Below are 15,137 nucleotides of genomic sequence, written 5' to 3' on the forward strand. Positions count from 1 at the left end.
AATGGCACAACAAAAACAAAAACTCGTTGAAGTGAAAAACTTAAAACAATATTTTAAAGTCGGGAAAGGTCAAGTCGTTAAAGCTGTTGACGATGTCACGTTCGATATTTATAAAGGAGAAACGCTCGGTCTCGTCGGTGAGTCGGGTTGCGGAAAGTCAACGACAGGACGCACGATTATTGGATTATATGAGGCAACAGATGGCGAAGTGTTGTTTAACGGGTTAAGCGTACATCGGAAAAAATCAGCGAAAGAAGCGAAAGAATTAAAACGGAAAATGCAAATGATTTTCCAAGACCCGTATGCGTCATTAAACCCGCGGATGACCGTTGCGGATATTATTGCGGAAGGAATCGATATTCACGGCTTAGCGTCATCGAAAGAAGAGCGCATGAACCGCGTATATGAACTGCTTGAGACGGTCGGATTAAACCGTGAACATGCGAACCGTTATCCGCATGAGTTTTCAGGCGGTCAGCGTCAGCGGATCGGCATTGCGCGCGCGCTTGCGGTTGAACCAGAGTTTATTATTGCCGATGAGCCTATTTCGGCGTTAGACGTATCGATTCAAGCGCAAGTTGTCAACTTAATGAAAAAGTTGCAACGCGAAAAAGGATTGACGTATTTATTTATCGCCCACGACTTGTCGATGGTAAAATACATTAGCGACCGAATTGGCGTCATGTATTTCGGGAAAATGGTTGAGCTTGCCGATGCGGAAGAACTGTATCGCAACCCGATTCATCCGTATACGAAGTCGCTTTTATCTGCGATCCCGCATCCAGATCCAGAAACAGAGCGGACGCGTAAACGTATTATTTACGATCCGTCGCAACATAACTATAAAGAAGGCGAAGACGTGCGCATGCGCGAAATTACGCCAGGTCATTTCGTCTACTGCTCAGAAGCAGAGTATGAAAAATATAAAGCGATGTACAGCTAATCTCTCGTTCGAGAGATTAGCTTTTTTCGTTTGCTGTACTAAAGTATTATACAATATTTTGATTCGTTTGACTATTTTGTTTTTAAAAAAAGCTCCGAGATTATCTCGAAGCTTTTTTTCCGCCAACTGTTTTCCAGCCGGTTTGAATATGTTCGCTCATCGCTGTATGTAGCCGCTTTTTTTGTCGGCCAAATATGTTTTCACCGATTCCGTTTAAAATGACGCCCATAAGCGCGGTGATACCGATGACTAAAATGGCAACAATCGTAAAGTCGATAAAAAATTGCGCCATGTCATTTCCCCCTTTGTTTGCCATGTCTATTTTTATTGTAGAGAAAATTTCAAATGAAAGCAACGAAAAATGAAACCGTTCGTATTGGACAACCGTATAAATATGTGCAGAAGTTAAAAAAGGTGTATCTTTCTAAACTTTTTTGTTGTATAATGTACGTTGTAGAGTTTTTTAAAGTCATTTTAAAATAAGATGTGTTTTAATACAGAAATGTATTCCAGCAACCCATTTTTAAGGGAGTGATATATATGGTTATCGTGTATTCATCGCCAAGTTGTACGTCTTGCCGAAAAGCGAAAGCATGGTTAGAAGAGCATCACATTCCGTATAAAGAGCGCAACATTTTCGCGGAGCCGTTAACGATTGAAGAAATTAAAGGCATTTTGCGCATGACAGAAAACGGGACGGACGAAATTATTTCAACAAGATCAAAAATTTTTCAAAAGCTAAACATTCAAGTCGACTCGTTGCCGTTACAAGATTTGTATGAAATTATTCGCCAACATCCAGGATTGTTGCGTCGTCCGATTATTATGGACGAAAAGCGTCTGCAAGTTGGCTACAACGAAGATGAAATTCGCCGCTTTTTACCGAGAAAAGTGCGGACGTATCAATTGCGTCAAGCACAACAGCTCGTCAACAGCAAAGGCTTAGCGTAACATACACGCTAAGCCTTTTATAGTAATGGAGAAAGAAGACGGGCAGTTGACTCCGCAATGCGCATCCAAAGCGGGCGCTGCTGAAATTGTTTCATATTTATTTTGGTTGAGTGATGGAAGTCATCGATAAAGTCATCGACTAGCTTTTGTACGCTTGGTGTTTGATATAAAAACGCGTTCACTTCAAAGTTTAAATGAAAGCTGCGCATATCCATATTCGCTGTGCCGATCGAAGCAAGTTCCCCGTCTACGACGATAATTTTGCTATGCATAAACCCTTTTTCGTATTCGTAAATGGTCGCTCCTGCCTCTAATAATTCTGGAAAATAAGAGCGGGAAGCGTAAAACACAATTTTTTTATCGGGTCGCTTCGGCACAAGAAGCCGGACGTCGATGCCGCTTAATGCAGCGACTTTGAGCGCCGTGAAAATATCTTCATCTGGAATAAAATACGGAGAGGCGATCCAAATGGAACGCTGAGCCGATGTAATCATCGCAAAAAATAAATGTTTAATGACTTCCCATTTTGTATCTGGTCCACCAGCGACAAGTTGGACGCCTCCGATTGCCTCATCAACGGTTGGAGCGCTTAAATAGTTCATCGTCAACAATTGTTGCCCCGTCATGTAATACCAATCTTGCAAAAAAATGAGTTGTAACGTACGAACGGCTTCACCATAGACGAGTAAATGCGTATCGCGCCAAAAGCCGAAATAGTCGTTTTTCCCTAAATATTCATCGCCAATATTTAACCCGCCGACAAAACCGACTTTTCCATCAATGACGATAATTTTGCGATGGTTGCGGAAGTTGATCGTATTGTTTAGAAACGGCAAGCGAACAGGAGAGAAAGGAATCATATCGACGCCTGCTTCGCGCATTTCCTGTATGTACGTTTTTGATAGTTTCCAACTTCCGACAGCATCGTACAAAAAGCGGACGTGTACCCCTTTTTTTGCTTTATGGATTAATATGTGCTTCAAGCGCTGGCCGATGTCGTCATCGCGCACGATGTAATATTCAAGATGAATGTGGTGTTCCGCTTTTTCTAACTCTGCAAAAATGGCGGCAAACGTTTCTTCTCCATTCGTTAAGACGCGTGTTTTTGTCGCCGTTGAAATCGACTCTTTCGTCAACCGTTTCGCGAGTTGTAACAACGGTTGTTGATGAGGTTTCATATACAGTTTTCGCTCATGATCAACACGATTTGTTTCGAGTTTGCGAAACGTTTGCTCATCGAGTAGCGCCTTTTTTCGGAAAAGTCGTTTCTTGCGATAATTTTGCCCGAAGAACAAATAAAAAATAAAGCCGATGAGCGGAAAACTGCCGAACAAAACGAGCCATGTGAGCGTTTTTGTCGGATGGCGGTTTTCTAAAAAGATGACGAATGAAATAAAAATGACGGACAAGGTGACAAGTAAGCTGAACGTTCCGAGCAGCCAGCCTTCCCAATAATCTTTCGTGATCGTTAAAAAGCCGATGAAAACAAGGATAAATAGTGCAACCTTTAAAGCATTTCTCATGTATCGTTCACCTAACCTTACGGAAAAAAAGCCGATTTCAAGCAATTGAAATCGGCGTTATGCGTTTGGAAAATGTTTTGCGATCATCGTTAGCGCTTGTTGTGCGATGACGATTTTTCCGTATTCTTCAAGACGATGAATCGTCATTTCGGAATCTTGCCCGTATTCAAGCAATATGCTTAACATATTGTCAATGTCGTGATCGGCATCTTCTTCTGTAAATTCGACGTATAAATAATAGTTGTTTTCAAATGCGAATAGGCGATTGTTTAATGTTGAAAAATCGCGACGATGAGCAAGGGCGATGACGTCTTCAATATTTTTAAAGCGGATGACGAACTGAAGCGGATTTTCAGGCGCTGCCGATGATGATGCTTTAATGATGTTAAAATGTTGATCTAATATTTGTTCGATTTTTTCATCGACAGGTAAGTCTCTAAATCGTTCATCATTAATTGGCAGTTCTAATTTCGTTCCGTCTTTTGAAATTTGCGCTTTTGTGACGAGCACTTCAATGCCTTTTTCAAGCGCATGCACTTGAATCCAAAGAGGACCTTCTAAATAAAGTTCCGCTTCTTGATGAATTTCATCAATCATTTCCCAAAATAATTCTTCACTTCGTTCGCGATTGTACCAAATTTCTTCGCGATCAAATCCGCGTTCTTCAATGTCTCCGTACGACATATATAGCTTTAACGTATATTCATTGATGCGTTCGATTTCCATGTTCCTCAGCTCCCTTCTACGATTATCCATTCAGGAAGGGAATTCACCCTTGAGCATTCGCCCATCCTCCCACATCTTGTACTTCTATTGTATGATAAAATGTGAAAGAAGGGAAATAAAAAACGCCTAATTCAATAAATTTAGTTGTTCCCCTATTTTTTGTATTTCTTGCAGGAGAATCGTTCGCTTTGTTGAAAAAATGTATGGAGAAAGGGGAGGTTATATGTTTGTTGCGTTGTTTAAAAATGGGGAAGTATGTTCGTTATTAGACGATTGGACGGTTGAACAGCTGCATGTATGGCGAGCGAACGAGTCGTTTTTTTGTCCCGTTTGTCGACAGCGAGTACAGTTGAAAATCGGAAAAAAACGCATGCCGCATTTTGCCCATGAAGCAAAATGTATTATTGAAACAGAGCGAGAAACGCTCGCCCATTTACAAGGAAAACAACAGCTGTACGAATGGTTGGCAAATGAACGACTGAAAGTAAAAGTGGAAACATATTTACCACACATTCAACAACGGCCAGACATATTTGTCGTCCATCATGAAAAGATGTATGCGTTAGAGTATCAATGCTCCACGATTTCGTCCTCTTTATTTATGAAGCGAACGAAAGCGTATATGCACGCAAACATGATCCCGATTTGGCTTCTTCATTCGTCACACGTGCAGCGTCGCGGATTGTTTTTTCAATTGTCCTCGTTTTCGTGGCTTTTTTTCAACGACCAAGAGATGATTCCATTTTATTGCTCAACGCAGCGCACCATGTCGTTCCTTCATCATCTTATTCCGCTATCCGCAACGATTGCGTATGGGGAGTGGACGACCGTTCCGCTTCATACGATGTCGTTTTCTTCTTTGCATAAAACACCTCACGGACAACAAGACGCCCTTTTTCATGCGTGGAACATAAAAAAGAAACAGTGGCGCATGTCACCTCTCTACTACCGAACGAATCGCCCGTTTTGTCGCATTGTGTATGAAGCGCATATGACTCCATCGTTATTTCCGCATGAAGCAGGCATCCCCCTTCGCCATTCATATTGGTTTGAGACGCCACCGTTTATTTGGCAAACGTATATGTTAATCGAAATGATGAATATTCCGCTTCATGTAACGTTTTCGTTTCATCAATTATATGATCGACTGCAGCGTTTCATTCGTCAAAATGTAATTCGTATTCGCTCGCTTCCGCTCGTCACAAAGACGCATTATTCATATGCGCTCATGGACTATTTCCATGCGCTCGTTTCGCTTCGCTTTTTAAAAAAAGTCGGAAAAAGCTCGTTTCAGCGCATTCGGTCATGGTCGCTTCCGCACAACGTTGAAGAAGCGATTCGCGGGGATGAGCAAGTGTTGCGACGAATTGTAAGCAAAAAAGAGGATTTTTTTATAAAACGAGAATAATATATAAGTAAACAATTTTGATACAAGAGGTGATCCATATGGCAAAATCGTTGCCGACACGTAAAGACGTTCCGACAGAGTATACGTGGCGTCTTGAAGATATTTTTGCGACTGATGAACAATGGGAAGAGGAATTTCAGGCGATTGCCGCGCTTCTTCCGAAATTTTCGGAGTATAAAGGAAAGCTAGGGGAAAGCGCAGAAACGTTATATGAAGCGTTGCAATATCGCGACCATGTGTTGTTGCGATTAGGGAAGTTATATGCGTATGCTCATATGCGCCATGATGAAGATACGACAAATTCGCTGTATCAAGGATTTGAGTCGAGAGCGGAAGGATTGTATGCGGAAGCGGGCAATGCGATGGCGTTTATCGTGCCCGAAATTTTAGCGCTCGATGAATCGGTCGTGCGCACGTTTTTACAACAATACGAACCGCTTCGACTGTATGAGCATGAACTAGATGAAATGAATCGCCAACGTCCGCACGTGTTATCGGAAAAAGAAGAAGCGATCCTTGCGCAAGCGGCGGATGTGATGAACGCGTCGAGCAATACGTTTGGAGCGCTAAACAATGCCGATTTGCGTTTTCCGACAATTCAAGATGAAAACAGGGAAGAAGTGGAAGTTACGCACGGCCGTTACATTCGTTTTCTTGAAAGCGAAGATCGTCGCGTGCGGCATGATGCGTTTAAGGCGGTATACGATACATATCGTAAATACGAAAATACGTTCGCTAGCACGTTAAACGGAGCGGTGAAGCGCAACAACTTTTTTGCGCGCGTTCGCAACTATCGTTCGGCGCGTGAGGCGGCATTAAGCAAAAATCAAATTCCGGAAACGGTGTACGATAATTTAATCGAAACGATTCATCGCTATTTGCCGCTGTTGCATCGTTACGTTCAGCTGCGCAAGCGCGTTCTCGGATTAGATGAGTTACATATGTATGATTTATATACGCCGCTTGTAAAACAAGTCGATATGAAAGTGACGTACGAAGAAGCGAAAGAGTTATTATTAAAAGGGCTCGCTCCGCTTGGCGAGCAATATATTGCGATCGTGAAAGAAGGATTTGACAATCGTTGGGTCGATGTGCATGAAACGCGCGGCAAACGAAGTGGCGCATACTCGTCTGGTTCGTACGGCACGAATCCGTACATTTTAATGAACTGGCAAGATAATGTCAATAACTTATTTACGCTTGCGCACGAGTTTGGCCATTCGGTGCATAGCTATTATACGCGCAAATATCAACCGTATCCGTACGGAAACTATTCGATTTTCGTAGCGGAAGTGGCATCGACGTGCAACGAGGCGATACTCAACGATTATTTATTACAGACGATCGATGATGAGAAGAAAAAGTTATATTTATTAAATCATTATTTAGAAACGTTCCGTGGTACGGTGTTCCGTCAAACGATGTTTGCGGAGTTTGAACATATGATTCATCAAATGGCGCAAAACGGTGAGGCGCTCACCGCACAAACGTTAACGGAAAAATATTACGAATTAAATAAAACATATTTTGGAGACGGCATCGTTATCGATGAAGAAATCGGCTTAGAATGGGCACGCATTCCGCATTTTTATTACAACTATTATGTATATCAATATGCGACAGGGTTTAGCGCCGCAACAGCGTTAAGCAAACAAATTTTAGAAGAAGGCACGCCAGCTGTCGAGCGATACATTGCGTTTTTAAAAGCTGGAAGCTCCGATTATCCGATCGAAGTGTTGAAAAAAGCAGGTGTCGATATGACATCTCCAGAGCCAATCGAACAAGCATGCCAAGTGTTCGAACAAAAACTGCAACAACTGGAGCAACTATTATAAAAGGCGACGGAATGGTCGCCTTTTTCCAATTAACGAAACCCACGAAAGCGGTGGCGATTGTTGAGATAAGTAAAAAAAGAAAAGAAAGAAAGGAATAAAAACGGAATCGATATGAACAGCGGAAATAACCGCATTAATGCAAAAAAGTGAATAATGAGCGCAACGACGATCCAGATGATATATACAATGAACATCGAATCCCTCCTTCTTCTTTATTTATAATAGGGAAGTTGAAAAAGAAATATGACAAATATGTGACAAATGAATAAAACACTTGTCAAGACATGAAGGAGTTTGTTAATATATAAACGTGAAGTGAATCACAATCAAACAAACTTATACCCCTTTGTTTGACCGTGAAAAATTTCTCCCATCCCCTTTGTTGTCTTTATGACAAAGAAAAAAGACTCGGTGTTAGCCGAGTCTTTTTTCTTTGTCAATCCAGCGCCAAAACGAGCCGATTTGTTCCACTTTTTGTTTTAAACGTAGCTTTTTTAGTTCACATTCCGCTTTGCAGCGCGGAATGTTATACACCATCGCAATGTCATCGATCGTGACGAACTGAGCGTGATGTAAAAACTGCTCGATTGGTGGAAGCGGAGATGGTTGAGGATGAAATCCGAGCATTTCATGGATTACATCGACATATACGTCGTACGGATAACAGCCTGAAATTTTAATGCCTTCCTCTTCAATATTTTCATTGAAAAAGACGAGCGTAGGGACGTCGCGAACGTCCATTTCCGCACTAATTTTTAAATCGCATTGAAACGCTTTGACAGCGATCGGTGAAGATAAATCGTTTATAAATTCTTGCACGTCTAAACCGGCATCGATGGCGCATTGGATGAGCGTGCTCGTGTCTGTCATTGTTTTTTCTTGAATAAATACAATTTCTTGAAGTTGACGTAAAAAACGGATGCTTGCTTGCCGTCCTTGCAATTCTGCTGCTTTGACGACGAGCGAGGCGACATACGGAATAGGTAGCGGTGCTTCAAGTAGCACCCGATCATCACATGCGATGCCTGTGCGCGTCGCATGCCGATCAATTCGTTTATACGTCACGCCGTTAAGCCGATCGAGTTGCCCTGTTAAGACGTGGCGCAACGTAAAATATTGCCCATATTCCATCCAAAGCTTTTTTAAAACAGGTTCGAGCGCCCAACAGTCCGGACAAAGAGGATCGACAAATAAGTAAATTTCTAATTGTTTTGTCGTTCCTTCTTGCTTATCGATTCGTTTTTCATTCACCTTCATGCTCCTTTCGCTCATCCTCTGGGGTGTTAATCATATGTTGGGCAGTTAAAATAAGCCGTTGATACAATTCATCACGCACCGGTCCTTTTAGTCCGATCGCATCCATCGCTTCATGCATACACGCAAGCCATGCTTTCGCGCGCGTAGGCGTAATCGGAAACGGCAAATGGCGAGCGCGCAACATCGGATGTCCATGTTCCGCTGTATATAGCGAAGGACCGCCTAAATATTGCGTTAAAAATTGTTTTTGTTTTCGCGCTGTTTCTGTTAAGTCTTTCGGAAAAATAGGCGCCAAGTCAGGATGTTTTGCGACTCGTTCATAAAAGGCATCGACGAGCTTTGCGACAACTTGTTCGCCTCCAAGCGCTTCGTAAGGGGATTGAAACATACAGAAAACTCCTTTGCCGAAATATATCAATATTGTAACAACGACTTTGTTGAATCTCAAACGATGCGACTTGTAGCATAGTACGTTTGCATTACTTTTTTCACATAGTTCATCGTTTCGCGAAAAGGTGGAATGCCTCCGTGCTTATCGACATTTCCCGGTCCAGCATTGTATGCGGCGAGCGCAAGCGCCATGTTCCCGTCATACCGATCGAGAAGTTGGCGTAAATATTTTGTCCCGCCTTCAATGTTTTGTTTCGGATCGAATGCGTCTTGTACCCCTAGCATGCGCGCCGTGCTCGGCATTAACTGCATAAGCCCCATCGCGCCTGCGCGGCTTTTTGCTTGCGGGTTAAAGTTTGATTCGTGACGAATGACCGCATAAATGAGCTTCGGATCGACATCATATTTTGTAGCGGCTTCGTCAATCCATTGCTGCATGCTGTTTGAAGAAAGCGGTGCATTTCCTTTCTCATATGTTGGCACATGCGTTTCTTCCGTCGTCATGAGCGGAAGTGATGGGCGTATCGTTTCTGTTTCTTCGTTCGTTTCCGTTGTTAGCAGCTCATGAAATAAGTCGTGAAACGATGTTGTCGGCGCTTCTTTTTTCCCTTGTAAATTTTGTAACGCTTTCAGTTCAAAAAGCAATTTTAACTGTTGCACGTTCATGACGATCGCTCCGTTTCGTATTTTGCTTCGTAAAATCGTTCAATTTTATTTTTCGTTTTTCGTTTTGGAATATGAAACGACTGCAATAGCTCCGTAAACGTTTTTTCGCCTTCTGTTCGATCTGTTGCTTCGTATTCGACTTCATAGTCCGACACGTTCATATATTCGCTAAAGTCGAAAACGAGCGTGCCGTTTTTATACGGGCGTTCGACGCGGCGTGTCGTCAGCGCCCCGAAGCAAACGACAGCTGTCGGGTCAATATGAAGCGACTGCAACGTGTTTGCCATCTCGCCTCCAAGTCGTTGCGTGCCTGAAATGAGCGCGTTGGCTGTTTGTTTTGTTAATCGTTCGTGCGTTTCTAACAGCCCGTCTTCATATGGTTGTTTTAATGTTAATGTATATGTGTCGTTTTTCATGCGAATGCGCAATGCGCTTTTTTGTCGTTTTAATTGAAAGTCTGGGGTGTCAAAATAATAATTTTGTTGCACGCTCCATTCATCATCGCGCACCGCAAACGCCGTCGTTAAACGAGCAAACTCTTCAGCGGTCAACATATTTTTAAATTCAATTTCTAATTCGTGCCTCATTTTTTCTTCTCCTTACGTCATTCTACTTTTATTATCGACATATACGTGAAAAAGTGCAACTAGTGAACATCGGTAGGCGAAATGTGGTAAAATAAAGGCGGACATCATGGATGATGGAGGAAAGAACATGAAAATATATGTACATTCAGCAGAGAAAAAAGAAAACGGCTGGGTTATGTCGTGTGACGAATCGCTTCAAGGTTTGAACCCAAAACGGCATATGCTTGTCGATTCCGATGCGTGTGCGTTCGTATACATATTAGAGGCAAGCGATGCGTTCGTTTATGTCGTCATGCCAAAAGCGGTGTGGGGAGCGTTAAAAGAAGCGCTCGCGACAAATGAGCCGATCTTTCTCGTTGGGCGTGATGCGACGATCGAATTAGAAGGCATTCACGAAGAAGTGGCATACTTAATTGACAATATTAAAGAGAATGCAAACTACGGTGAAAAAATGGAACAGGCGGTAACGGCATTTTTCGCATAAGTAGGTGGTTTTGTGGAGAAACATTGGGAATTTTTTTTAGCTCCGTACAAACAAGCGGTCGAAGAGTTAAAAGTCAAGCTAAAAGGGATGCGCGCTCAATTTGAAATGCAAGGCGTACACTCTCCGATTGAATTTGTGACAGGAAGAGTAAAGCCGATTGCGAGCATTTTAGATAAAGCGCAAAAGAAAAATATTCCGCTCGATCAACTAGAACAACAAATGCAAGACATTGCAGGCTTGCGCATGATGTGTCAGTTCGTTGATGACATTAAAACGGTCGTTCACCTGCTTCGGCAACGGAACGATTTTACAATTGTCGAAGAACGGGATTATATTACGCAAAAAAAAGAGAGCGGCTATCGTTCGTATCATGTCGTCATTCGTTATCCGGTGCAAATGATTTATGGCGAGAAAAACATTTTAGTCGAAATTCAAATTCGCACGCTTGCGATGAACTTTTGGGCGACGATTGAACATTCGTTAAACTATAAGTATAGTGGCAAATTTCCGGAAGATATTAAACAACGATTGCAGCGGGCAGCGGAAGCCGCGTATTTGTTAGACGAAGAAATGTCGAAAATTCGTTTTGAAATTCAAGAGGCGCAAGCTGTGTTTTCGCGCAAGCAAGAGGTAAAAGATAACGAGGAGTGAGGGCGCGTGAAATTTGCGGTCATATCAAAAGGGGATGCGATATCAAACGAATGTATGTATAAAATTCGTACATATTTAACGGATTTTCGTTTCACGTATGATGAAGATGAGCCAGATATCGTCATTTCTGTCGGGGGAGATGGGACGTTATTGTATGCGTTTCATCGCTATCGAAGCCGACTGGAACAGACAGCGTTTGTCGGCGTGCATACAGGACATTTAGGATTTTATGCCGATTGGGTGCCAGATGAAATTGAAAAGCTCGTCATTGCGATTGCGAAAACGCCATATCAAGTCGTTGAATATCCGCTTTTAGAAGTGACGATTCGATATGTCGGTGGCGGGCGCGAGGCAAAATATTTAGCGCTCAATGAATGTACCGTCAAAAGCGTGAGCGGCACGCTTGTCATGGACGTCGAAATTCGTGGCGATTTATTTGAAACGTTTCGAGGGGATGGGTTATGTATTTCGACGCCATCGGGAAGCACGGCATACAATAAAGCGCTTGGGGGCGCGATTTTACATCCGTCGTTAGAGGCGATTCAAGTGGCGGAAATGGCGTCCATTAACAACCGCGTGTTTCGCACGATCGGCTCGCCGCTTATTTTGCCCGCGCATCATACGTGTATGTTAAAGCCGGTCAATGACGTCGATTTTCAAATTACGATCGATCATTTATCGCTATTGCATAAAGATGTGAAATCGATTCAATGCCGCGTCGCCGATGAAAAAATTCGTTTCGCCCGCTTCCGTCCGTTTCCGTTTTGGAAGCGCGTGCGCGAATCATTTATTCAGTAGAAAGGGATTTGTATGTTTCAACTTCGTTGGATCGTCACCCCACAACAAGATGGGATGCTCGTTCGTGAATTTTTAAAAGAAAAGCATATTTCAAAAACAGCGTTAACGGATATTAAATTTAAAGGTGGGAACATCGAAGTGAACGGTGCCCCGGTCACCGTTCGCTACGTATTAAAAGAAGGCGATGAAGTGTGCGTGTCGTTTCCCCCAGAACAAAAAAGTGCGGAAATGATGGCACAGTCGATTCCGCTTTCAATTGTGTATGAAGACGATTACGTCATCGTCATTGACAAGCCGCCGCATATGTCGACGATTCCGTCGCGTGAACATCCGCATGGAACGATCGCGAATGCGCTATTGTTTCATTACGAAAAGCAACAGTTACAAACGACCGTTCATATCGTCACAAGGCTTGACCGCGACACATCAGGGCTTGTGCTTGTGGCGAAGCATCGCCATGTGCATCATTTACTAAGTGAACAACAAAAACAAGGAAAAGTGAAACGGCGCTACGAAGCCGTTTGTCACGGCTATGTCACCCCGCTCGTTGGAACGATTGATGCGCCGATTGGACGAAAAGGCGATAGCATCATCGAGCGGCAAGTGCGGCCAGACGGTCAGCGGGCGGTGACGCATTATGAAGTATTGCAACAGAAAAATGAGATGACGCACGTGTCGATTCAATTAGAAACGGGGCGAACGCATCAAATCCGCGTCCATTTTTCTCATATCGGTCATCCGCTCGTTGGCGATGATTTATATGGCGGTTCGCGCGCCCGAATCGATCGCCAAGCGTTGCATAGCTGTGAGCTGACGTTTTTTCATCCGTTTGTTGAACGCATGATGACGTTTCATTCGCCGCTTCCTGACGACATCGCCCGTTTGCTTTAGTCAAACGGGCGAAATTTTTCTGCGACATATGGCATCGTTGATGGGACGGAGACGGTTTCCATTTCCGGATAGCGAAGCGCCGTTAATTGTCCACCGAATACGCAGCCGGTGTCGATGTTGACTGTGTTATTTAACCAGCGCGGCTCTTTTACTGGCGTATGTCCATATACGATGAGCGCATCTCCTCGATAATGTTTTGCCCAATCTCGACGAACGGGGGAACCGTCTGGATGTTTTTCGCCTGTAATGTCGCCGTATAAGACGAACGTTTTTACTTTTTGATGGAATTGCCCAATGTAGTCGGCGCGAATGCCGGCATGGGCGATGATCAGTTTTCCATCGTCTAAGACGGCATAAAGCGGGGCGTTTTCGTACAGTTTCATAAATTGTGTACGAATGCGCGTTTTCGTTTGTTCATCGGCTTGTTCCCATTCGGCAACTGTCGTTTCAAGCCCATGTGTAATTTGCACGTTTCGACCGAGAAAAAAGCGATACAGTTTGTCGCAATGATTGCCCGGCACGTACACCGCTTTGTTTTGTTGAACGAGCGCAACGACCGTATGAATGACTTGCAATGACTCGGGACCGCGATCGGCTAAATCGCCGACAAATGCAAGCTTTCGCCCGTTCGGATGAATCGGTATATCTTGTTCCCAAACGTAGCCAAGCTTTTTTGTTAGTAACGTCAATTCATGAAAACAACCGTGAATATCGCCAATAATGTCGTACATTGTTTCTCCTTTCTACAAAAATAGCCGCATGCAAGCGGCTATGATTGTTCTGCAGAAAACATAAATTTTTGTGTGCGCGAACGGACGTTTAAGACAAGTCCAATGGCGAGCATGTACGTCGCAAGCGAGCTTCCTCCGTAGCTGACGAACGGAAGCGGAAGACCGGTAATCGGTAGTAAGCCGATCGTCATGCCGACGTTTTGAAATACTTGGAACGTAATCATGCCGATGACGCCCGCGCATAAGTAGCTGCCAAACGGATCGTGGCACTCTAACGCAATTTGAATCATGCGGTAAATTAATAAGAAAAAGAGCGAAACGACGATGCTTGCCCCGATAAAGCCAAATTGCTCTCCGATAATGCTAAAAATAAAGTCGGTATGCGACTCTGGTAAATAGACGTCCAAATTTTTATATCCTTTTCCGTATAATTCCCCTGAGCCGATCGCGAGCAACGATTTAATGAGCTGGAATCCTTGGTCGCTTGAATATTCGTACGGATTCAGCCAGCCGTAAAAACGGTTTAATTGGTATTGTTGAATTTTTAACACATCCGGGAAATATAAAAACGCCACGATAAACGATGTCGCTCCGAGGACGGCGAGACCAGCAATAGCTGCGATAATGCGCAAGCGAATGCCGGAGACGAGAATGAGCGACCCTGCAATCGCCATAAACACCATCGACATGCCCATATCAGGCTGACGAGCAAGTAAAAAAAGCGGTGGCAATAGCGACAGCGCGATTTTTCCGAGCAATTTCAAGTCGTCTTGCAACGTCGGGTCATGATATTTTTCCCGATGGTTGACGATGATGCGGCTCATGACGATAATCATAAAAATTTTCATTAGTTCAGATGGCTGAAAGTTTCCACCGGGTAGGTTGTACCAGCTCGTTGCCCCTTTAATCGTTAATGTACCCGGGACGTTTAATTCTAATCCAAGCAAAAGAATCATCCCGAAACCATATAAATACCAAGCGATTTTAAATAGACGGTCATAATCGACAAGCATCGTCACCGCAATGACGACGGCACCGACGCCGTACCACATGAGCTGTTTTTGCGCAAAGTTAATATGTTGCAGCTTGGCAGGGAGCGTCTCGCGCGCACTTTCAATGGCGATGGCGCTCACGATCGCAATTAAAAATAAAATAAACAGTAAATGATAATCTATTTTTGATTGAACGGTTTTTTCGTTTTCCATCACAGTTCCCCCTGCTTTTTTCGTGCATTATCATTTTACATCGTCGCTTGCAAGTTGGCAAAGATTCGCGCATAATAAAAAAAGCGATTTT

At 43.4% G+C, this 15,137-nt stretch carries 18 protein-coding genes; 8 read left to right on the forward strand and 10 right to left on the reverse strand.

Going from position 1 to position 15,137, the window contains the following annotated elements; genetic code table 11:
- Position 1 precedes the first annotated feature (1 nt).
- A complete protein-coding gene (locus HNR63_RS03255) occupies positions 2–943 on the forward strand; it encodes an ABC transporter ATP-binding protein (protein WP_085789501.1) in 942 nt (313 codons plus the stop codon).
- A 100-nt stretch (positions 944–1,043) separates the two neighbouring features.
- Here HNR63_RS03255 and HNR63_RS03260 read toward each other — a convergent pair whose 3' ends face one another.
- Positions 1,044–1,235 (reverse strand): hypothetical protein, encoded by a 192-nt coding sequence (locus tag HNR63_RS03260; protein WP_085789500.1) that lies wholly within the window; start codon positions 1,233–1,235, stop codon positions 1,044–1,046.
- Positions 1,236–1,483: 248 nt separating this feature from the next.
- Between HNR63_RS03260 and spxA the strand changes: the two genes are divergently transcribed.
- The gene (spxA, locus tag HNR63_RS03265; RefSeq protein WP_021094738.1) at positions 1,484–1,894 is read left to right on the forward strand and encodes a transcriptional regulator SpxA; all 411 of its coding nucleotides are present in this window, start codon (positions 1,484–1,486) and stop codon (positions 1,892–1,894) included.
- Between the two features lie 17 nt (positions 1,895–1,911).
- Here spxA and cls read toward each other — a convergent pair whose 3' ends face one another.
- Positions 1,912–3,417, reverse strand: a complete 1,506-nt coding sequence (gene cls / locus HNR63_RS03270; RefSeq protein WP_181519762.1) for a cardiolipin synthase — start codon at positions 3,415–3,417, stop codon at positions 1,912–1,914.
- A gap of 57 nt (positions 3,418–3,474) precedes the next feature.
- On the reverse strand, positions 3,475–4,143 hold the full coding sequence (gene mecA / locus HNR63_RS03275; protein ID WP_181519763.1) for an adaptor protein MecA: 669 nt from the start codon (positions 4,141–4,143) through the stop codon (positions 3,475–3,477).
- Positions 4,144–4,366: 223 nt separating this feature from the next.
- On the opposite strand from mecA, the gene HNR63_RS03280 reads away from it, so the two are divergent.
- Together HNR63_RS03280 and pepF are read left to right on the forward strand one after the other, a co-directional pair.
- Positions 4,367–5,551 carry a competence protein CoiA gene (locus tag HNR63_RS03280; RefSeq protein WP_181519764.1) on the forward strand — a complete coding sequence of 395 codons (1,185 nt, stop codon included), beginning with the start codon at positions 4,367–4,369 and terminating at the stop codon, positions 5,549–5,551.
- Positions 5,552–5,589: 38 nt separating this feature from the next.
- The gene (gene pepF, locus HNR63_RS03285; protein ID WP_181519765.1) at positions 5,590–7,386 is read left to right on the forward strand and encodes an oligoendopeptidase F; all 1,797 of its coding nucleotides are present in this window, start codon (positions 5,590–5,592) and stop codon (positions 7,384–7,386) included.
- A gap of 29 nt (positions 7,387–7,415) precedes the next feature.
- Here the strand turns inward: pepF and HNR63_RS03290 are convergent, their stop codons facing one another.
- The 5 genes from HNR63_RS03290 to HNR63_RS03310 all read right to left on the reverse strand — a co-directional run bounded on the left by HNR63_RS03290 (position 7,416) and on the right by HNR63_RS03310 (position 10,286).
- Positions 7,416–7,580: a hypothetical protein gene (locus HNR63_RS03290; protein ID WP_181519766.1), complete on the reverse strand. Its 165-nt coding sequence runs from the start codon at positions 7,578–7,580 to the stop codon at positions 7,416–7,418.
- Between the two features lie 220 nt (positions 7,581–7,800).
- Positions 7,801–8,643 carry a ClpXP adapter SpxH family protein gene (locus HNR63_RS03295; protein ID WP_181519767.1) on the reverse strand — a complete coding sequence of 281 codons (843 nt, stop codon included), beginning with the start codon at positions 8,641–8,643 and terminating at the stop codon, positions 7,801–7,803.
- Positions 8,630–9,031, reverse strand: coding sequence for a globin domain-containing protein (locus HNR63_RS03300; protein ID WP_181519768.1), 402 nt, complete (start codon positions 9,029–9,031; stop codon positions 8,630–8,632). The genes HNR63_RS03295 and HNR63_RS03300 overlap by 14 nt, the downstream gene beginning before the upstream one ends.
- Before the next feature lie 56 nt (positions 9,032–9,087).
- Positions 9,088–9,699, reverse strand: a complete 612-nt coding sequence (locus HNR63_RS03305) for a lytic transglycosylase domain-containing protein (protein ID WP_181519769.1) — start codon at positions 9,697–9,699, stop codon at positions 9,088–9,090.
- Positions 9,696–10,286, reverse strand: a complete 591-nt coding sequence (locus tag HNR63_RS03310) for a CYTH domain-containing protein (protein ID WP_075039700.1) — start codon at positions 10,284–10,286, stop codon at positions 9,696–9,698. Before HNR63_RS03310 ends, HNR63_RS03305 begins: the two co-directional genes overlap by 4 nt.
- 127 nt (positions 10,287–10,413) lie before the next feature.
- On the opposite strand from HNR63_RS03310, the gene HNR63_RS03315 reads away from it, so the two are divergent.
- Genes HNR63_RS03315 through HNR63_RS03330 form a run of 4 tightly spaced genes read left to right on the forward strand, consistent with a single transcriptional unit; the run spans position 10,414 to position 13,110 of the window.
- A complete protein-coding gene (locus HNR63_RS03315) occupies positions 10,414–10,770 on the forward strand; it encodes a UPF0738 family protein (RefSeq protein WP_281363152.1) in 357 nt (118 codons plus the stop codon).
- 12 nt (positions 10,771–10,782) lie between these two features.
- Entirely contained in the window at positions 10,783–11,421 is a 639-nt protein-coding gene (yjbM, locus tag HNR63_RS03320) for a GTP diphosphokinase (protein WP_042534466.1), read from the forward strand.
- A gap of 6 nt (positions 11,422–11,427) precedes the next feature.
- Positions 11,428–12,219: an NAD kinase gene (locus HNR63_RS03325; protein ID WP_085789491.1), complete on the forward strand. Its 792-nt coding sequence runs from the start codon at positions 11,428–11,430 to the stop codon at positions 12,217–12,219.
- A gap of 12 nt (positions 12,220–12,231) precedes the next feature.
- Positions 12,232–13,110 carry an RluA family pseudouridine synthase gene (locus HNR63_RS03330; protein ID WP_181519771.1) on the forward strand — a complete coding sequence of 293 codons (879 nt, stop codon included), beginning with the start codon at positions 12,232–12,234 and terminating at the stop codon, positions 13,108–13,110.
- Here HNR63_RS03330 and prpE read toward each other — a convergent pair.
- Together prpE and HNR63_RS03340 are read right to left on the reverse strand one after the other, a co-directional pair.
- Entirely contained in the window at positions 13,107–13,841 is a 735-nt protein-coding gene (gene prpE / locus HNR63_RS03335) for a bis(5'-nucleosyl)-tetraphosphatase PrpE (protein WP_181519772.1), read from the reverse strand. The genes HNR63_RS03330 and prpE overlap by 4 nt on opposite strands.
- Positions 13,842–13,879: 38 nt before the next feature.
- Positions 13,880–15,046 carry an FtsW/RodA/SpoVE family cell cycle protein gene (locus HNR63_RS03340; RefSeq protein WP_181519773.1) on the reverse strand — a complete coding sequence of 389 codons (1,167 nt, stop codon included), beginning with the start codon at positions 15,044–15,046 and terminating at the stop codon, positions 13,880–13,882.
- Positions 15,047–15,137 lie beyond the last annotated feature (91 nt).

The organism is Anoxybacillus ayderensis (assembly GCF_013761015.1).
Classification (GTDB): Bacteria; Bacillota; Bacilli; order Bacillales; family Anoxybacillaceae; genus Anoxybacillus; species Anoxybacillus ayderensis.

Coding starts and splice junctions, on each gene's coding strand:
- spxA (WP_021094738.1), top strand. CDS start 1,484: ATGGTTATCGTGTATTCATCGCCAAGTTGTACGTCTTGCCGAAAAGCG.
- prpE (WP_181519772.1), bottom strand. CDS start 13,841: ATGTACGACATTATTGGCGATATTCACGGTTGTTTTCATGAATTGACG.
- HNR63_RS03310 (WP_075039700.1), bottom strand. CDS start 10,286: ATGAGGCACGAATTAGAAATTGAATTTAAAAATATGTTGACCGCTGAA.
- HNR63_RS03255 (WP_085789501.1), top strand. CDS start 2: ATGGCACAACAAAAACAAAAACTCGTTGAAGTGAAAAACTTAAAACAA.
- HNR63_RS03280 (WP_181519764.1), top strand. CDS start 4,367: ATGTTTGTTGCGTTGTTTAAAAATGGGGAAGTATGTTCGTTATTAGAC.
- mecA (WP_181519763.1), bottom strand. CDS start 4,143: ATGGAAATCGAACGCATCAATGAATATACGTTAAAGCTATATATGTCG.
- HNR63_RS03305 (WP_181519769.1), bottom strand. CDS start 9,699: ATGAACGTGCAACAGTTAAAATTGCTTTTTGAACTGAAAGCGTTACAA.
- HNR63_RS03295 (WP_181519767.1), bottom strand. CDS start 8,643: ATGAAGGTGAATGAAAAACGAATCGATAAGCAAGAAGGAACGACAAAA.
- HNR63_RS03260 (WP_085789500.1), bottom strand. CDS start 1,235: ATGGCGCAATTTTTTATCGACTTTACGATTGTTGCCATTTTAGTCATC.
- HNR63_RS03290 (WP_181519766.1), bottom strand. CDS start 7,580: ATGTTCATTGTATATATCATCTGGATCGTCGTTGCGCTCATTATTCAC.
- cls (WP_181519762.1), bottom strand. CDS start 3,417: ATGAGAAATGCTTTAAAGGTTGCACTATTTATCCTTGTTTTCATCGGC.
- HNR63_RS03315 (WP_281363152.1), top strand. CDS start 10,414: ATGAAAATATATGTACATTCAGCAGAGAAAAAAGAAAACGGCTGGGTT.
- HNR63_RS03330 (WP_181519771.1), top strand. CDS start 12,232: ATGTTTCAACTTCGTTGGATCGTCACCCCACAACAAGATGGGATGCTC.
- pepF (WP_181519765.1), top strand. CDS start 5,590: ATGGCAAAATCGTTGCCGACACGTAAAGACGTTCCGACAGAGTATACG.
- HNR63_RS03300 (WP_181519768.1), bottom strand. CDS start 9,031: ATGTTTCAATCCCCTTACGAAGCGCTTGGAGGCGAACAAGTTGTCGCA.
- HNR63_RS03340 (WP_181519773.1), bottom strand. CDS start 15,046: ATGGAAAACGAAAAAACCGTTCAATCAAAAATAGATTATCATTTACTG.